This window comes from Hydrogenimonas sp. (assembly GCF_029932565.1).
GTDB lineage: Bacteria > Campylobacterota > Campylobacteria > Campylobacterales > Hydrogenimonadaceae > Hydrogenimonas.
Genome location: NZ_JAOZPV010000034.1, coordinates 1 through 16,917 on the forward strand (window position 1 = coordinate 1; position 16,917 = coordinate 16,917).

Here is a 16,917-nt window from a genome sequence, read left to right on the forward strand (position 1 = left end):
ATCATTGCCAAATGTTGCGTATATCTTATGTGTGACATAATTTGGTCGGCAGCTTCACGTAATTTGTCATCAGAAAATCTTGGAATCATGATAGCGGAAAGAATTCCAACTACCACAATTACAATAATCAATTCCAACATTGTAAAAGCATTTTTTATTTTCATAAGAAGAACCTCGGGTATAACTGGTTTTTACCAATTATACCACAAGGTAGATAGGAGAGAGAGTTACTGAATTTTTTCAGCAGGCTTGACGTCGTAGAGAATGTCATCCATCGGATGGCGATACATCGGCATAGCAAGACGTTTCTCATCGAGCACGTGACCAATGAATCCGATCGTACGGCCAAGGATGAAGAAGGAGTTGAGTGTACCGCTTTCGATAAACTCATCGATCTCCTGCTCGCTGTATCCGAGAGCACGCCACATATCGACCATCAAGATACCAATCGTTCCGTCAACGTTCAGAATGAGGTTGTCTTTTTTCGATGTCGTCAGCTGCTCTACTTCCAGAGCATACTCCAGCAACGATGTGCTTGGGAAAAATTCGTTGGCATACTTCTTCAATCCCTCGACACGCTTGTCAGGATTGCGAAGAGATTTGATACGGTGACCGATACCAGGAATCGGAACGCCCTGTTTTTTCATATAGGCCAGAAACTCCTGGGGAGTCATGTTGTTGTCGTTGGCATATTTGAAATATTTTGCAGCACCGTCGATCGCACCACCGAATCGCGGACCGATGGTCAGAAGACCTGTAACCAGAGATTCGACAACAGATTTGCCCGCGCGTGCCGTAACTTTTGCATTATGGGCACCAGAAACTGCAGGTCCATGATCGGCAACGGTTTTGATGACAGTTTCAATGAAGTCAGTCGCCCATTTCGGATAGACTTTCTTGAACCAGAGAAGACTGACGACATCACCGATGCTTTTACCTGTATCCGGCGTCGCGACAGAACTGATCGGATAACCTGCATAGGTCGCCTCTTCACCGCGGTCATCGCTGATCGTACAGATGAAATTTTTCGGCTTGCGAACTTTTGGTATTTCACGAACGGCCGGCTCTTCAATTTCGCCTATAATACCCTCTTTTTTCAGATCGTTGTAGACTTCATTGATCTTTTGAGGCAGTTCATTGAAGCTGGTGGGAACATGGATGCCCGCTTCACGCATCGCCGCGTTTTTCGCTTCTGCCGTTTCACGCTCGGCATTGGCACTTGCACCTGCATGTCCGAACTGAACGCCGCTACTGAAATGCTTCGCGATCGTACCGATACACCATGCAATGATCGGTTTTTTGATCTTACCGGATTTGACTGCCTCGATCACCTTGTACTCTTCCGTACCACCGACTTCACCCAGGAGAATCATATATTTGACATCCGGATTCTCTTCCATGCGAAGGAGGTTGTCGATAAAGACAGACCCGACGAAGCGGTCACCGCCGATCGCGACACCTTCGGCGATACCATCTGCATTGAGAGAAATGATGTTACAAAGTTCGTTGAAAAGACCGCCCGATCGGGTTACGAGACCGGCACTTCCCGCTCTGTGGAGCTTGGAATTGATGATGTTTTCGATCGTACCACCGATATTCGCGATTTTGAATGCACCCGGTGTAATCGCACCGACGGTAGCCGGACCGATTACCAATGTACCATTGTCTCTTGCAGCCTGATTCATCTTTCGTGCAAGTCTTTCCGGAATACCTTCCGCCGTTACCATGATGACACGGAACTGATCTCCCAGGTTGATGGCTTCCATGGAGACATCGTATGCCGTACGGAACGATGCGAAGTTCAAAAGAACATCAGCATTTTTGTGTTCTGCAACTGCATCGGCTGTCGATCGGTAGAGAGGGACCATGATTTCATCCGGTCCATAGAAAAACTTCTCAAACTTGTTTGAACTTGTCGGGGCGACGATCGCCGCGACAGAAGGCTTTTCGCGCCCGATAACATAGTCGTAATCGAGCATACGCTGAATTGCGCTCTTATTGTTGTTCCAGAAAATCGCTTGTGTGTCTTTTGTAAAAAGTCTGCTGCTCATCTTCTTTCTCCCTTACTTCTCAAGTGCCATACGTACGATATCGGTTACGTGAGTATCCGGCCCATAGACTTCCATATAGAGTCCCAGTCGTTCGGCTGCCTCTTTGATATCCTTGAGACCTTTTTCGTAATTCGGTCCACCACGTCGTACATAGATTTTCGTATTGTGTGCCTTCAGTTTGTCGGCGTATTTGTCAAGTGCTTTGATGATACCGGTAAATGTTTTCGCGACATCCGTAAAGTTGGCGATTGCACCACCGATAATAAGAATTTTTCCGCGTGGATCTTCATAGCGGGTCATCAGATCGAAGATCGTTTCTGCGTAGAACTGTGTTTCACTTTCGGTCGGTCCACCAGAATATTCCCCGTAGTTGGCCAGGTCTTTGACGCCTGCCAGATCGGCAATCGTATCGGCGTAGACAACCGAAGCTCCGCCGCCGGCGACCATCGTCCAGATGCGTCCTTCAGGGTTGAGAATCGTCAGTTTCAGCGATGCACCCGATTTGGCATCGGCTTCAGCGATCGCTTTCTCTTCCGGCGACATATCTTCCATGCCGAACGGTGTCGGGAATTCGATATCGCCCCATTGCTCTCGCATCAAGAATCCTGCCGTATCGTCGAGACGTGCCACCAGATCGAGAATGTGCGCATCGTTTCCAACCATGACGATCGGATTGATTTCCAGATAGGCAAAATTCAAATCCCTGTAGAACTTGAAGAATTGGATTGCAAAGGATACAAATCGCTCTTTCGCTTCATCGGGAATGCCAGCAGGGACGTTGGCGTGAACCGCTCGCTCCATTTCGTTATCGCTCATATTAATCGGAATACGTACCTCGTTGACTTTCTCTTCCCATCCCTCTTCGACTTCCATACCGCCTTCGGCTGACATATAAAGCACATCATCGTTGTCGACGACTGTCGCAGAGATATAGTACTCCTGCTCCTGGGTGTGGGGAGTGAACGGCTCGACGATGAAGTGCGTGAGCATACCTTTCTGCCCGGAAAGCAGTGTCACTTCGTGGCTCTGCTTCTCCTCGATCCACTTGGCAGCATCTTCGAGTGTGACATCGCCAGGTTTGTCGACTTTGAATAGAACCAGTCCATTTTTACCGCGTTTACCGAAAAGCATATCCGGTTTGACAACAAGCGGTTCCTGAGTCAACCACTCAAATCCATGTTCTTTTGCTTTTTCGCGCAACTCCTCCGCACTTGTAACAAGTACAGATTTGAAATCGTAGTGAAAGCCATCGAAATATTCGTTCCAATGTTTGGCGAAAATGGCTTTACCGTCATACTCACGTATCGCTTTTTGAGCCATCACAACTCCTTATGATTTTTATTCTTTGAGTTTAGCACTATTTTTCGTAGCATTAGCTTTGAAACAACAATATTGATGACAAAATAAATCAATTGTTTATTTTTGAAACATAGCAGGTATGGACTGTTCGGTTTTTGTATCGAATCGTTACGCTTTTGCAGTTTTTACACGGTTTTTTCACCAGTTGCGTCTTGTCACTCGAAGCGACACCATAATATCGGAACTGATATTCCAAGGCTTTTTTATCGGTTTTGATGGCATCAATTCCTCGGTTTTTCAAAGCCTCCGCACACCAATAGGGAAGATAAAAAGGTGCAGCGAAGTGTCGGTCTGCCTTTTCGAGAACGAGAAACAGCGGTTTATGAAAAAGCAATACCAGTGTATTGAGCACCAGAATAAAAAAGACAAAGATTGCCAAATATCTATACTGTTTTCTAAACTGGGGCAATCGAACTCTGTAAGAGTGGAAAAAGAGCTTGACCATCAACGGAATAGCTACAATAACGTAGGGAGCGAAGTCTTCAATGGGTATCCGTTGTCGCAACGATATCATCAAAGACAAAACCAGTACGGTAAAGCTGACATGCCAGATAATACTTTTTTCTCCTTTCAGCAACACCCTGTACATGGCATAAAAAAAATAGAGGAATACAAGCGGAGAAAAGATTGCCGCATATAATGCAACGGTATCGACAAAATAGTTGACAGGTTTGCCATGCATATCGATACCATAGATACTGATGGATGCTCCGAACAGCATGGCAGTTACCGTCAACAGAACGGGTTCCCGTCTCCACAAAGCATAGGTTAACAACGAAAAATAGAGAATGACACAGCTTTTATCGATGAATAGAAACAGCGGCAGCAGAACCAATGAAAGAATCTCTTTCTTTTGAAGATAGAGAATCAAAAATGCCTGGTAAACCACCAAAATCAGCCCCGTCGACGTGGCGAGCACTGCACTGCTTACGATTCCGGGAAGAAAAAGAAATATAACAAACGATGTAAAAAGCATCACTTCATCGCCAAGAAACAGTTTGGAAAGTCGATAGAAGAGGCCAAGGTTGAGGATATGTAAAAGAAGAAATGGAAACCGGATATTTAAAAAGTCCATATCCGGGAACATATCATGTCCCCAGTGCATCAGCAATGAGACGATATTGTCCTGTGAATAATAGAGTTTGGCTTCATGCGGACCAATGGGAAGCCCCCAGGCAACCCATACAAGAATGATAAGATGCAGCACCAAAAGGATCGAGACAAAAAGTTTGAGTCTGGATACCATCTCAAACATCCCTATATGGATTGACAAAAATATTCTTCTCCCCAATCTGTTTGTTTTGAAGATTTGACAAACGCCCAATCGGAAAACAGATCAAAGAAAAAGAGATGCTTATCATCAGAGTTTAAGAAAATTGTCCAACATCAGATGGCCATGCTCGCTCATGATCGATTCGGGATGAAACTGTACGCCATACACAGGATATCCTTCGATCTGCAATGCCATAATCTCATGGTCATCGTGACTGTAAGCCGTTGCAACAATATGCTCCGGCAAACTCTCTTTTTCGACGACAAGCGAATGGTAGCGCGTTGCGATAAAGGTATCCGGCATAAATTTGAAAATTGGCGATTCGATATGCACTTCCATCTGCGATGTTTTACCATGCATCAGATTTTTGGCCCTCACTACCTTTCCGCCAAATGCCTGTGCAATCGTCTGATGTCCCAGACAGATACCGAAAATTGGTGTGTCTTTGTGAAATGTTTCCACAACATCCAGGCTTATACCCGCTTCGTTGGGTGTGGCCGGACCGGGGGAAATGATGATTTTTTCCGGTTTCAGTACCCGAATCTCATCGACATTCAGTTCATCATTCCGTATCACCTTCAAATCAGCACCCAATTCAAGACAGTACTGCACGATATTGTAGGTGAAACTGTCGTAATTGTCGATCATCAAAACCATTGATTGGTATCCTTTTGAACAGATGTGTTATTCTATCGGTTATTCGTGAAGATTCCCATTAAATTTCGATTTTTTCGACTGCACCGTGGAATGTTCTGCCGCTATAGGGAGAATGGCGGTCATCTACCGTACACAATGCGTCAGGATCGAACAGAATCATTTCGCCCATATATCCCTCTTCGATGGCACCACGTTGATCTTGCTGACCTATGACGCCGGCGGCGTTGAACGACGTCAGCTTCGTCAGATCCGTCATAGTGAGAAATCCGGGTTTTACCAATGTGGTATAGAGCATGGGCAGAAAAATATTCATACCGTCGATGCCATAGGCCGCTTCGGAAAAGACTGCATCTTTCGCCGTTCGGGAAACAGGCGAATGGAGTGATGTGAGCATTGGGACATCCCCTTTTTTCACAGCCTCGACAAGTGCATGCCGCGTCGTATCATCGCGTAGCGGCGGCCAAATTTTTCCGGAAGTATCGTAATCGTCACACGCTGCATCCGTCAACATGAGATGATGCAGAGAGAGTTGCGCCTTCAGATGGGGGTTTTTTCTGCAAATCTCGACCGTTTCGATTGTCGACGCCCCCAGAATGACGACGTCGACACCGTATCGTTTTGCAAACTCGCCGATACGTGCCACCTGCGACGATTCACCAAGGGGTGGAATCCCTGCCAATCCCAGACGGCCCGATATCTCTCCTTCATGCATCACCCCGTCACCCTGAAGCGCGGGATCGTTGGCGTGACAAAACAGCGTCACGTCATGCATCTGGGCATACTCCATAAGGCGTCGAATCAGATTGCCGTCGACATGACTCTCGAACTCGATACCGACTGCACCATCTTTGAGCAAAATGGAACAGTCACTCAGACCACCGGCTTCGTTCACTCCCGAAAGGAGGGTTAAAATATTCGTCTCTCTACACAGTTCCGCCTGCGATTTCGCAAACTCCAGTGTAATTTCATTGTCGATTCGAGGAGTGCAGAGAGAGGAGAGAACAACAGTGGAAAAACCGTTGGCGCACGCCTTTTTCGAAAGTTTTTCCAGCGTTCCACCGCGCAGCTTTCCGTCATAGACCATCACGCCGATGTCGATCATTCCCGGCAGGAGATATTTCCCGTGCGCATCGAACGTATCTCCTGGCAGTGCCGTACCGAGTTCGACGATTTTCCCCTCTTCTATGCGAACATCGATCTCTTCGACTCCACTCTCTCTTACAACTTTCGCACCTTTGATGACCATAGAAAACCTTTTTGTGCCGATGTTGCGATAGATTTATACTTCACCCTTTTCGTTTTCCGGAGTCAGATGAATTTTCAACATTCGGTTCTTTTTTGCTACGATTATAGTAAAAAGAGGGTAAAGAATGGGTAAGCTGCTCTGGACTCTCCTGTTGGCATCGCTTTTCGCTTTGGCATCGGAGGGCGAGAAAATCTATATGGGAATGGGATGTTACGGCTGCCATGGCGTCAAAGGGGAAGGGATTGGCGACTACCCGAAAATTGGCGGCAAACCGATCGGCTACCTTGTCAAAAAACTCCATGATTTACAGCAGGGAATCGGTTACAGCAGCAAACGCGACATGATGATCCCCTTCGCCAAAGGCTTGAACGAGAAGCAGATCAAAACCGTCAGCCACTATCTCAGTACCATCGATCGACACGGACAGGAAAAAGACGTACCGGAAGAGATTCTGGGAGGGTTCGGTTCCTGAGAGCCATTTGTATACTCTATCGCCATGCACCCGCTGCATTATCTCTTCAGGATACATCCAAAATTATAGCCATACCTTTGCGAGTTCTTACGAAATTCGTAGCTCTTTTTGCCTTCTATGGCTGTCTGGAGTTTTTGAATGTCCCTTTTAATATTCCAAGAAATTCTTCCGGCGTTTTAAAGCCGGAAATCCGTTTGGCACGCTTCTCCTCTCCATTCGAGAAAAAGAGTATGGCGGGCGGACCGAAAATGCCGAAATGTTTCATGATGTTTCTCTCTTCCGGCGAATTTTTCGTCACATCGATCTGATAGAGATTGTAATCTTTCAATGCAGCCATTACGGATGGATCGCTAAATGTGATCTCTTCGAGCTCTTTGCAGCTGACGCACCAATCTGCCCGGAAATCGACCATGACCGGATTTTTGCTTCTCTCTATTTTCTTCAATAGCTCATCGAGGGAGGTAACACGTTCAAATGACAAACTGGCAGGCCGGACCGAAAGAGTATTCGACTGCTTTTTCAATACTTTCAGTGGATCCAGTGGATTTGTGGCACCAGTGAAAGCTCCGAAAAGCAGCATAATTCCATACGCAAACAATACAAGCCCCAGCCCTTTGAAAAGTGCATTCCAACCTCTCTCTACCCCCAACGATTCCAATGCTCCCATATAGACGGCACTGACAATGAAAAGTACAGCCCATAGCCCGATCGCAACAGCGTCGGGAATAATACGCGAGAGCATCCAGATGGCGATGCCGAGCATCACGACACCGAAAACTTTGCTGACCGTCGTCATCCAGCCTCCCGGTTTCGGCATGAATTTGCCCGCACCCGTACCGATGAGAAGCAGCGGCAGACCCATGCCGAGGCTCATGACAAAAAGTGCGGCACCGCCCAGCAACGCATCCCCTGTCTGACCGATGTAGATGAGCGCACCTGCCAGTGGCGGGGCAACACAGGGACCGACGATGAGTGCCGAAAGAAACCCCATGATCGCCACACCGGCCACTCCTCCTCTCCTCCCCGCTTCATCGCTGGTGCGGCTCAATCGACCCTGCCACGACGCGGGAAGCTGCAGCTCGTAAAAACCGAACATCGACAGCGCCAGGGCAACGAACAGGAGTGTGAAGAGCGAGATGACCCAGGGATTCTGCAGAGCCGCCTGGATATTGGCACCGAAGAGTCCGGCGAGAACACCGGCGAGGGTATAGGTCAATGCCATCGCCAGAACATAGACAAGCGAAAGCCAGAAGCCGCGTTTGGCCGTCATGCCTTCCCCCTGTGCCACGATGATGGATGAAAGAATGGGAATCATCGGAAAGACGCATGGAGTAAGCGCCAGGAGCAGGCCAAATCCGAAAAATGTGAGCAGCACAATGCCGGAACTCTTCGATTTGAGTGTCGAAGCGATCGACTCCTCTTCGGAAAGCTCACCTTCGTTGGATATTGGATGGTGGGTATTGGATGCCACATTGGATTGTGTTGATGCAACCGGAGGGAGCGTAGCCTGATGGGAGAAGGAATAGCGTTTGGTGACTGGTGGATAGCAGACACCCATATCCGAACATCCCTGATATTTGAGGATAAATGTCACCTCTTTGATCTTTGGATCTTTTAAAACAAGTGGAATCGTCACTTCAAACTGTCCGGCATAGACCTCATCGCCAAACTCATCCTTTTCGGATGGCGGAAGCGTGTAACTGCCAAGCGCTGCTTTGTCAACCGGTTCGACCGAAAATTTGAGTGTATTTTTCGTCAGATGAATATGGTCTGCGATCTCTATTTTGACATGAAAGGCATCATCTTTTATCGTAACAGAGGGTTTGAACGCCTCGTCCACACTCAGAAAATCGGCCGAAAGGAACCACGGCAACAAAAGAAGCACCAGCCACTTTTTCATCTATCCACCTCCAAATCCGTTGCAACGATTATACCAGCGAAGTGTAAACGTGGGGTAAATTATCCGCAGTTCATTCCGTCGCAGCTTTTGACGACACCCATGTCACGCCCGTTGTTCCTGAGAAAATTGCCAAGCGTTTTGAAATGGCGTTTGAAATACCCCGATTCGAATACCTTTTTCGCTTCACTATCCCTCGCATGCAACACTTTGAGTTTTTTGGCCCCTTTGGCAAAATACTCTTCCCACTCTTCGCTTTCGCACATTGCGGCTCCTTTGAAGCCGGAACCGTGACACTGTTTGCAGAGCTTTTTGTACGCCACCATCCCTTTTGCCGAGTAGGCATGCAGCCCTATTGCCGCAGCCATGCAGCACAACGTCAGCCGAAACCATTTTTTCATCATTGCTTCTTTATTTTTCCTGGCCAAGGCCGAATACATTCGACAGTGTATTGATATAATTGAAATAGCCCGTTATCGCCACCGCTTCGATGATCTGGCTATCGGTATATCCCACTCTTTTCAGCGCGTCGATGTCGGCCCTGGTCATTTTGTAATTGTCCTTCTGCGCCGCCCGAAGAGAGAAACGGAGCAGCTTCTTCTCTTTTTCGGGCACATCCATCGCATCGATGCCCTGAAGTATCTGTTCCACCAGATCTTCGGTAAGGCCCAGCATTTTGGCGATATTTTTGTGCACATCGACACACATCTTGCAGCCGTTTTCTTTGGAAACCAGCAGCGCAATCGCCTCTTTTACGCGATACGGAAGCTCTGTCTCCTTGAGCAGATAGTTCTGAACCATCTCATCGGTGGCGAAATAGATATCCTTGCGCACCGCAAGCAGTTTGAAAATCTCCCCCACTGTTCCTGTCTTTTCCAAAATGGGTCTCGCCCTCTCCTGAATCTCCGAATCCATCTCCTCGAACTCCGGTAAATCGATATAAGCCATGCTATTTCTCCTTCTATATTGTAATGATCGTTTGTGCAAACCGTGTGGAATCAACTCGCCGCAAGCTCCTCTCTGGCTTTCCGGCTCAGATAAGACGAAAAAAGTGCGGGAATCCTCCCTGTCACCTGCATACCTCCGCTTTTGCGATGGCGTTGCCCAGACTCATCAGATACGTCCAGAACTGGCTGTAGAGCATGATGGAATCGGCAAGCTCTTCAATGACACCATTGTCGAACCATCTTGGCTTGGAATAAAATCATCGCTGTTACCGCCTCTATGAATTTTCGAGATGGGTTCTAATAGAGATTCCCGGGACTGATTCCCGCCAATTTGGCGATGTGGTTGGTCGTCGCACGCTGTGTATCAGTACATTGAAAAGTTTCCAAGCCGTTTCAAGAATTTTTCCCACGTATCTTTTCGTTGCAAACCCAATCTTTTAGTGTAATTGTTCCACGATTGTATCATTACTATTTTTTATTTGTCAAACAGCACATGGAAGATAAAATCCCTCATCTACTTTTCGAGATTGTCCAGATTTTATATAATTGTCGCTACCATCGAAACAAAAAGGCCAACCATGCCAAACCGACTCATTCACGAAGATTCCCCCTACCTGCAGCAGCATGCCGACAATCCTGTCGATTGGTGGCCCTGGTGCGACAAGGCGTTCGAAAAGGCACGGAAAGAGAACAGACCTATTTTTCTCTCTATCGGATACTCCAGCTGTCACTGGTGCCACGTAATGGAACACGAGGTTTTCGAAGACGAAACCATCGCAGCCTACCTCAACGCCCATTTCGTCAGCATCAAAGTCGATCGTGAAGAGCGTCCCGATATCGACAAACACTACCAGAGCGTTCACCAGTTGCTCAACCAGCGACCCGGTGGGTGGCCGCTTTCGATCTTTATGACACCCGACCGCAAACCCTTCTTCGCCGGCACCTACATTCCGCCCGAACGCAAGTACAATATGATGGGTTTTCTGGAACTGATCGAGGTGATCCAGAAAAAGTGGACCGAGGCGCCGCAGGATATCATCAAAAACGCCGATGAAATCCAGCGCTTCCTGGCACCGAAAGAGGGTCCCGTCAAAGCAACGAAACTTGAGCTTTCACTTGCCAGAAAGATGGTGGAGCAGGCACGCGACAGCTACGATACCGACTGGGGCGGTTTCTCCAAAGCGCCAAAGTTCCCCCATACCTCGACGCTGAATCTCCTGCTCGACATTCACAGGCTCCTGGGCGACGACGAGGCGCTGGAGATGGCAACCCACACGATGCGCATGATGGCCCGGGGCGGCATCTACGATCTTGTCGACGGCGGCTTCTGCCGTTACAGCACGGACGACATGTGGCTGGTGCCCCATTTCGAAAAGATGACCTACGACAACGGTCTGCTCTGCGAGAGCTATCTGCGTGCCTACCGGGTAACGAAAGAAGAATTCTTTCTCGATGTAGCCGAGGAGATCATCGGTTTCATGGAGGAGAAGATGACGGACAACGACCTCTTCTATGCCGCCAGCGACGCCGATACCGAAGGGGTGGAAGGGAAATATTTTGTCTATCGTTACGACGAGGTCGTCAAGGCGTTGACGCAAAACGGTTTCGACAGCAACGATGCCGAGTCGATATGCGCCGCGCTCTCCATCACTCCCGGCGGCAACTTCGAAGAGGGCAGCATCGTCCGATTCCAAAGCGACGAACGCCCCGAATGGTGGCCGAAAGTACGAAAGATCCTCCGCATCCTTCGCACATCCCGCACCTACCCTTTCATCGATAGAAAAGTGATCACCGCCTGGAACGCCATGATGATCAAATCGCTCTTCATGGCCGCCGACATCGACGAAAGGCACCTGGATTTCGCTCTCAAAAGCGTGAATGCGCTGCTGGAACTGATGTGGCCGGACGAATCGGTACTCTACCACAGCGCATTGGCGGGGAAAAGCCCCGCTATCGAAGCGTTCCTGGAAGACTACGCCTACCTCTGCGACGCTCTATTGCAGACCTACCGGACGACGCTGGACGACATCTGGCTCGTGAAGGCCCAAAAGCTCGCCAACACCGCCATCGAAACGTTCTACGCCAATGGCAAATGGTACTTCAGCCGTGGCGAGTTCGAAACGGAAGCCGACATCGCCGATACCAGCTATCCTGCCAGCTCCGCAGTTATGACCAACGCGCTGCTGACTCTCGGAACGCTGTTAAGCGAAGAGAGTTACCTCGATATCGCGTTCAAGACACTGGAATACAACTCCTACAAAATCGCCCGGTACCCCATCTACCATCCCGCATTCACAACGGCGGCACTGCGATGGCTGAAAGAGGATGTGGTGATCAAGTCGCTCCCCAACCGCCTGCACGAGGCCAGAAGGGTCGTCGACGAAGCACCCCACCCCTGGATCCTGCTTAAAAACGAAATCGAGCCCGATTACATGGTCTGCAACCGCCACAGCTGTTTCTCAGCCGCCAAAAGAGTCGAAGATTTGAAAAAGAGCCTTGAATCCCTCTCTTGAAAAAGCGTTATATATTTAGATATACTACGGTTCAATGACATAATTTACCTCCCGAAATTTTTTTTCGGGAGAATCAAAAGAAAACAGATGTTTTTTACCGATCATGAAATTGACCGTTTTATAGAAGAAGACCTCCCTTATTTCGACCTGACGACCGATGCGCTTGGCATCGATGATGCAGCCGGGACCATTATTTTTGTAGGACGGTCCGATGGTATCGTTTCCTGCAGCGAAGAGGCAAAACGGATACTCGAAAAGCTGGGTTGTCGAAATGTCTCGATACTCCCCTCCGGCACCCGCTTCGAGGCGGGCACAATCCTCGTCGAAGCAGAGGGAAATGCAAAATCGCTGCACAAAGCCTGGAAGGTGTGCCAGAATCTGCTCGAATACGCCGGCGGTATCGCCACCTACACCCGTGCCATGGTCGAACGAGCCCAGGGTACGCCCGTTTTCACCACCCGCAAATCGCCGCCCGGTTTCAAAAAGATCGCGATGAAGGCGGTCGTCAGCGGCGGCGGGTACCCCCATCGACTCGGACTCTCGGAAACCTTCCTGCTTTTCCAAAACCATCGTAAATTTCTGGGTGAAAAGAAGCTTTTCGATACAATCGATTCGATTCAAAAAGCTGCTCTGCTTGAAAAAACGGTAGCCGTCGAAACAGACTCTCTTGATGATGCCCTTCTTTTCGCCAAACGGGGTGTGCGTCTTTTTCAGCTTGAAAAATTTTCACCAGATGCACTCTTTGAAGCCGTAAAAACGCTTAAATCCCGATACTCCGACATACGGCTGCTGGCGACAGGCGGCATCCATCTGGAGAATATCGAAAAGTATGCAGAAACGGCTATTGATGGTATCATCACGACAGCACCCTACTATTACGCCAAGCCAATGGATATCGGCGTCCAAATGGAGAGGATATGACGATACATAACGAAGTGGAAGGGCGGCTCTGGCTGGGAAAGGAGGCTCGGGCATTTCTGGGCCGGGGACGGATGGAACTGTTGAAACATATCGACGAAACCGGCTCCATATCCAGGGCAGCCAAGGCGATGAAAATGAGCTACAAGGCGGCATGGGACGCGGTGGACGCCATGAACAACCTGGCCGAAAAGCCTCTCGTCGAACGGGTAACAGGGGGGCGTGGCGGCGGTGGTACACGGCTAACGGAGTATGGTCGTGAAGTTGTTGAAACATTCCGGATTCTCGAAGAGGAACACGAGAGATTTTTGAAAAACCTCTCCCGACGCATCAATGAAAAGGATGGTCATTTGAGATTGCTCAAAAGTATGTCGATGCGCATCAGCGCACGCAACCAGCTCGCCGGTGAAGTAGTCCGTATCGAAAGAGGCACAGTCAATACCCAGATCACGCTGAACCTCAGAGGGGGGCATCCATTGGTCGCTACCATTACGAACGATTCGCTCACCGAACTCGATATCGCCATCGGTTCTCAGGTCTACGCACTCTTCAAAGCCAACGCCCTTCTCCTTTCGACCGAGATCGGCCTGAAACTGGGGGTCGAAAATCGCTTTGTCGGAACCATCGAACGGATCGAAAAAGGGAGTGTCAACCACGATGTGACACTGCTGCTCGATGGCGGTGCACGTCTGTGTGCACAGGTGAGCAATGAATCGCTCGAAGCTCTGGAGCTTCGCGAGGGGATGGAGGTCGAAGCGTTTTGCAAGGCGAGCCATATCCTTATTGGAATCTATTAGGAGCGGAACGATGAGATATCTGATAAGCCTTCTGGTACTGGCGCTTTCGCTGTCAGCATCGCAGATCACGGTCGCCGTGGCCGCCAATGTCAGCTATGCCATCGACGAGCTCAAACGGACCTTTGCCGAGGAGCATCCGGAAGTCCGTGTGCGTATCATTCTGGGAAGCAGCGGCAAGCTGACGGCACAGATCAAAAACGGTGCACCCTACGACCTCTTCATGGCAGCCAACATGGCCTATCCAGAAGCACTCTACAAAAACGGTGCCGCCGTAACAAAACCCAGAGTCTACGCCAAGGGGGCACTTGCACTGCTTTCACCCATATCCCGTGACTTGAGCGAAGGGTTGAACACGCTGCTTTCGCCCTCCATACGTCGTATCGCCATCGCCAACCCGAAGACCGCTCCCTACGGAGAGGCGGCCGTGGAAGCCCTCAAAAATGCGAAACTCTACGATGCCGTACGCTCCAGGCTGATATTCGGTGAAAGCATCTCCCAGACGCTGACCTATGCGCTGCACGCCGCCGATATCGGTATCGTTGCCAAATCGTCACTCTTTTCGCCAAAACTCCGCCGTTTCGAAAAAGGGAAACACTGGATCGACATAGATGCCATACTCTACAGACCCATCGATCAGGGGATCGTTTTGCTGAAACACGCCGAAAGCAATCCCGACGCCAAAGCCTTCTACGATTTCGTATTGGGGAAACGGGCACAGGCAATCTTCAAAGCATATGGGTATTTGCTGCCATGAACAGGATTCCGGCCACCCTCACCCGCATCGAAACCTTTGAGGGTGTCTCGCAACTCTTTTTCGATGCCGATGGCACGAGTCTGACAATGGTGGGACTGGAGCTTCCCAAAGGGGCCAAAGTCGGTGCGACAGTGACACTGGGCATCAAGGCGACCCACATTATTCCGGCGCGCGACATACCTGAAGAGATGGCCATATCCAACGCTCTGCCGGTGCACATCGAAACAATCGAAAAGGGGCACATCCTTTCGGTTGTCATTCTTCGTTTCGACGAGATTCCACTGGAGGCCATCGTACCGGCCGATATCTTCGAATCGCTCGGGTTGCAGGAAAACGAGAAGGGCTACGCCCTCTTCCAGGCCAGCGAACTGAGTATTCTGGAGATTCTCCCGTGAGCGGTATCGACTGGACCCCATTCTGGCTCTCGTTCAAACTGGCCGGTGCTACCACGATTATTCTCTTCGGGCTCGCCCTGCCGGTGGCATGGTGGCTCAGCCGAACGAACTCCCGTGCCAAGCCGCTTCTCGAGGCCCTTGTTTCGCTTCCTATTGTCCTTCCGCCTTCGGTACTGGGCTTCTATATCCTCTGGGCACTGGCACCCAACTCTCCCGTCGGCGCCTTTTTCGAAGAGCATTTCGACATCAAGCTGGTTTTCTCCTTCACGGGACTGGTCGTAGCCAGCTGTCTCTATTCGTTTCCGTTCATGGTCCAGCCCCTTCAGAGCGGTTTTGAAAGCCTCAACAAGAATATGTTGGAAGCGGCCCTGCTGGCCGGGAAAACACCGCTGCAGACCCTTCTGCGCGTGGCGCTGCCCAATATCAAACCCTCTCTGCTCACCGCACTGATCGTCACCTTCGCCCATACGGTCGGGGAGTTCGGCGTGGTGTTGATGGTGGGCGGCTCGATTCCGGGCGAGACGAAGGTGGCGTCGGTAGCGATCTACGAATTCGTCGAGATCATGGATTACCAAAACGCCCATATCTACAGCGCCGTCATGGTAGCACTCAGCTTCATGGTACTGCTGGCGGTCTACACCTTCAACCGCTACCACAGACGGCAGCTGGGGGTCTATTGATGCTGACTGTCGACATCTCCAAACCCCTCGAAGGCGCGGCGGGACCCATGGATCTGCGGGTCGCACTCTCCATCGCAGAGGGAAGTTTCACGGCGATCATGGGCGAAAGCGGTTGCGGCAAGACGACGCTCCTGCGCATCCTGGCCGGCCTGGAAGAGGCAACGGGGCGGATCGTCGTAGACGGAGACTTCTGGCTGAAAGACAAAAACGCGCTGCCCCCGCAGAAAAGAAAGATCGGCTTCGTTTTTCAGGATTACGCGCTTTTTGAAAACATGACGGTACGCGGCAACCTGCTTTTCGTCGAAAGAGACGAAAAACTGGCCGACGAACTGCTCTCGCTGACCGGACTGACGGAGCTGGCCGACCGCCGCCCCTCCACGCTCAGCGGCGGGCAGAAACAGCGTGTGGCGCTGGCCAGGGCACTGATGCGCCGGCCCAGACTCCTGCTGCTCGACGAGCCCCTCTCGGCGCTGGATCCGGCGATGCGGAGCAAACTCCAGCACGACATCCTGGCCCTGCACAAACGGTTCGGCACCACGACGCTGATGGTCAGCCACGACCCGGCCGAGATCTACCGCCTGGCCGATAGGGTCATCCGACTCGATCACGGGCGCGTCACGGCCGACGGCAAACCCGCCGACGTGCTCCTGCAGGCCGCCGGCAGCCAGAAGTTCTCTTTCCGGGGAGAGCTGCTGGAGGTGCAAAAGCGCGACACGATCCACGTGGCGATCGTCGCCATCGGCCAGCAGATCGTCGAAGTGGTGCTCGACGCCTCCACCGCCGCCTCTCTAACCGTGGGCGAGACGGTCACCGTCGCCGCCAAGGCTTTCGCACCGACCGTGCAGAAAGTGTAGACCCTGCCTTATCCGGGCAGGCTGTCGGCCCGGGGTTGGAGCAACCAGTGGAAATAGCGGACCATGTAGAGGATAAATACGCCGGACCACAGCAGCGCCGAGAG

Annotated in this window: 17 protein-coding genes; 8 read left to right on the plus strand and 9 right to left on the minus strand. The window is 50.4% G+C overall.

Going from position 1 to position 16,917, the window contains the following annotated elements:
• The 6 genes from Q1K24_RS05595 to Q1K24_RS05620 all read right to left on the minus strand — a co-directional run.
• The coding region (locus Q1K24_RS05595) for a prepilin-type N-terminal cleavage/methylation domain-containing protein (RefSeq protein WP_300367295.1) at positions 1-164 on the minus strand (164 nt) is incomplete at its 3' end.
• A 63-nt stretch (positions 165-227) separates the two neighbouring features.
• A complete protein-coding gene (locus tag Q1K24_RS05600) occupies positions 228-2,051 on the minus strand; it encodes a citrate/2-methylcitrate synthase (protein WP_300367251.1) in 1,824 nt (607 codons plus the stop codon).
• Positions 2,052-2,063: 12 nt separating this feature from the next.
• Positions 2,064-3,371, minus strand: coding sequence for an ATP citrate lyase citrate-binding domain-containing protein (locus tag Q1K24_RS05605; RefSeq protein ID WP_300367253.1), 1,308 nt, complete (start codon positions 3,369-3,371; stop codon positions 2,064-2,066).
• A gap of 88 nt (positions 3,372-3,459) precedes the next feature.
• Complete coding sequence (locus Q1K24_RS05610) at positions 3,460-4,656, minus strand: hypothetical protein (RefSeq protein WP_300367256.1); 1,197 nt, start codon at positions 4,654-4,656, stop codon at positions 3,460-3,462.
• 114 nt (positions 4,657-4,770) lie between these two features.
• Positions 4,771-5,340 (minus strand): aminodeoxychorismate/anthranilate synthase component II, encoded by a 570-nt coding sequence (locus Q1K24_RS05615; RefSeq protein WP_300367259.1) that lies wholly within the window; start codon positions 5,338-5,340, stop codon positions 4,771-4,773.
• 58 nt (positions 5,341-5,398) lie between these two features.
• On the minus strand, positions 5,399-6,586 hold the full coding sequence (locus Q1K24_RS05620; RefSeq protein WP_300367262.1) for a hypothetical protein: 1,188 nt from the start codon (positions 6,584-6,586) through the stop codon (positions 5,399-5,401).
• A gap of 124 nt (positions 6,587-6,710) precedes the next feature.
• Here Q1K24_RS05620 and Q1K24_RS05625 point away from each other — a divergent pair, with 124 nt between their 5' ends.
• Entirely contained in the window at positions 6,711-7,058 is a 348-nt protein-coding gene (locus tag Q1K24_RS05625) for a c-type cytochrome (protein ID WP_300367265.1), read from the plus strand.
• Positions 7,059-7,173: 115 nt separating this feature from the next.
• On the opposite strand, the gene dsbD is transcribed toward Q1K24_RS05625, so the two are convergent.
• From dsbD to Q1K24_RS05640, 3 genes are read right to left on the minus strand one after another with little or no spacing between them, the layout of a single operon-like run.
• Positions 7,174-8,958 (minus strand): protein-disulfide reductase DsbD, encoded by a 1,785-nt coding sequence (dsbD, locus tag Q1K24_RS05630; protein WP_300367268.1) that lies wholly within the window; start codon positions 8,956-8,958, stop codon positions 7,174-7,176.
• A gap of 59 nt (positions 8,959-9,017) precedes the next feature.
• Positions 9,018-9,356, minus strand: coding sequence for a hypothetical protein (locus Q1K24_RS05635; RefSeq protein ID WP_300367271.1), 339 nt, complete (start codon positions 9,354-9,356; stop codon positions 9,018-9,020).
• Between the two features lie 10 nt (positions 9,357-9,366).
• The gene (locus Q1K24_RS05640) at positions 9,367-9,903 is read right to left on the minus strand and encodes a carboxymuconolactone decarboxylase family protein (RefSeq protein WP_300367275.1); all 537 of its coding nucleotides are present in this window, start codon (positions 9,901-9,903) and stop codon (positions 9,367-9,369) included.
• 577 nt (positions 9,904-10,480) lie between these two features.
• Here Q1K24_RS05640 and Q1K24_RS05645 point away from each other — a divergent pair.
• The 7 genes from Q1K24_RS05645 to Q1K24_RS05675 all read left to right on the plus strand — a co-directional run bounded on the left by Q1K24_RS05645 (position 10,481) and on the right by Q1K24_RS05675 (position 16,813).
• Complete coding sequence (locus tag Q1K24_RS05645; RefSeq protein WP_300367278.1) at positions 10,481-12,415, plus strand: thioredoxin domain-containing protein; 1,935 nt, start codon at positions 10,481-10,483, stop codon at positions 12,413-12,415.
• Between the two features lie 87 nt (positions 12,416-12,502).
• The gene (modD, locus tag Q1K24_RS05650) at positions 12,503-13,336 is read left to right on the plus strand and encodes a ModD protein (RefSeq protein ID WP_300367281.1); all 834 of its coding nucleotides are present in this window, start codon (positions 12,503-12,505) and stop codon (positions 13,334-13,336) included.
• Positions 13,333-14,130, plus strand: a complete 798-nt coding sequence (locus Q1K24_RS05655; RefSeq protein ID WP_300367284.1) for a TOBE domain-containing protein — start codon at positions 13,333-13,335, stop codon at positions 14,128-14,130. The genes modD and Q1K24_RS05655 overlap by 4 nt, the downstream gene beginning before the upstream one ends.
• 10 nt (positions 14,131-14,140) lie before the next feature.
• Complete coding sequence (gene modA, locus Q1K24_RS05660; RefSeq protein ID WP_300367287.1) at positions 14,141-14,884, plus strand: molybdate ABC transporter substrate-binding protein; 744 nt, start codon at positions 14,141-14,143, stop codon at positions 14,882-14,884.
• Entirely contained in the window at positions 14,881-15,279 is a 399-nt protein-coding gene (locus Q1K24_RS05665) for a TOBE domain-containing protein (RefSeq protein WP_300367289.1), read from the plus strand. The genes modA and Q1K24_RS05665 overlap by 4 nt, the downstream gene beginning before the upstream one ends.
• Before the next feature lie 5 nt (positions 15,280-15,284).
• Positions 15,285-15,959, plus strand: coding sequence for a molybdate ABC transporter permease subunit (modB, locus tag Q1K24_RS05670; protein WP_300367298.1), 675 nt, complete (start codon positions 15,285-15,287; stop codon positions 15,957-15,959).
• A complete protein-coding gene (locus Q1K24_RS05675) occupies positions 15,959-16,813 on the plus strand; it encodes an ATP-binding cassette domain-containing protein (RefSeq protein ID WP_300367292.1) in 855 nt (284 codons plus the stop codon). Before modB ends, Q1K24_RS05675 begins: the two co-directional genes overlap by 1 nt.
• The last annotated feature ends 104 nt before the right edge of the window (positions 16,814-16,917 follow it).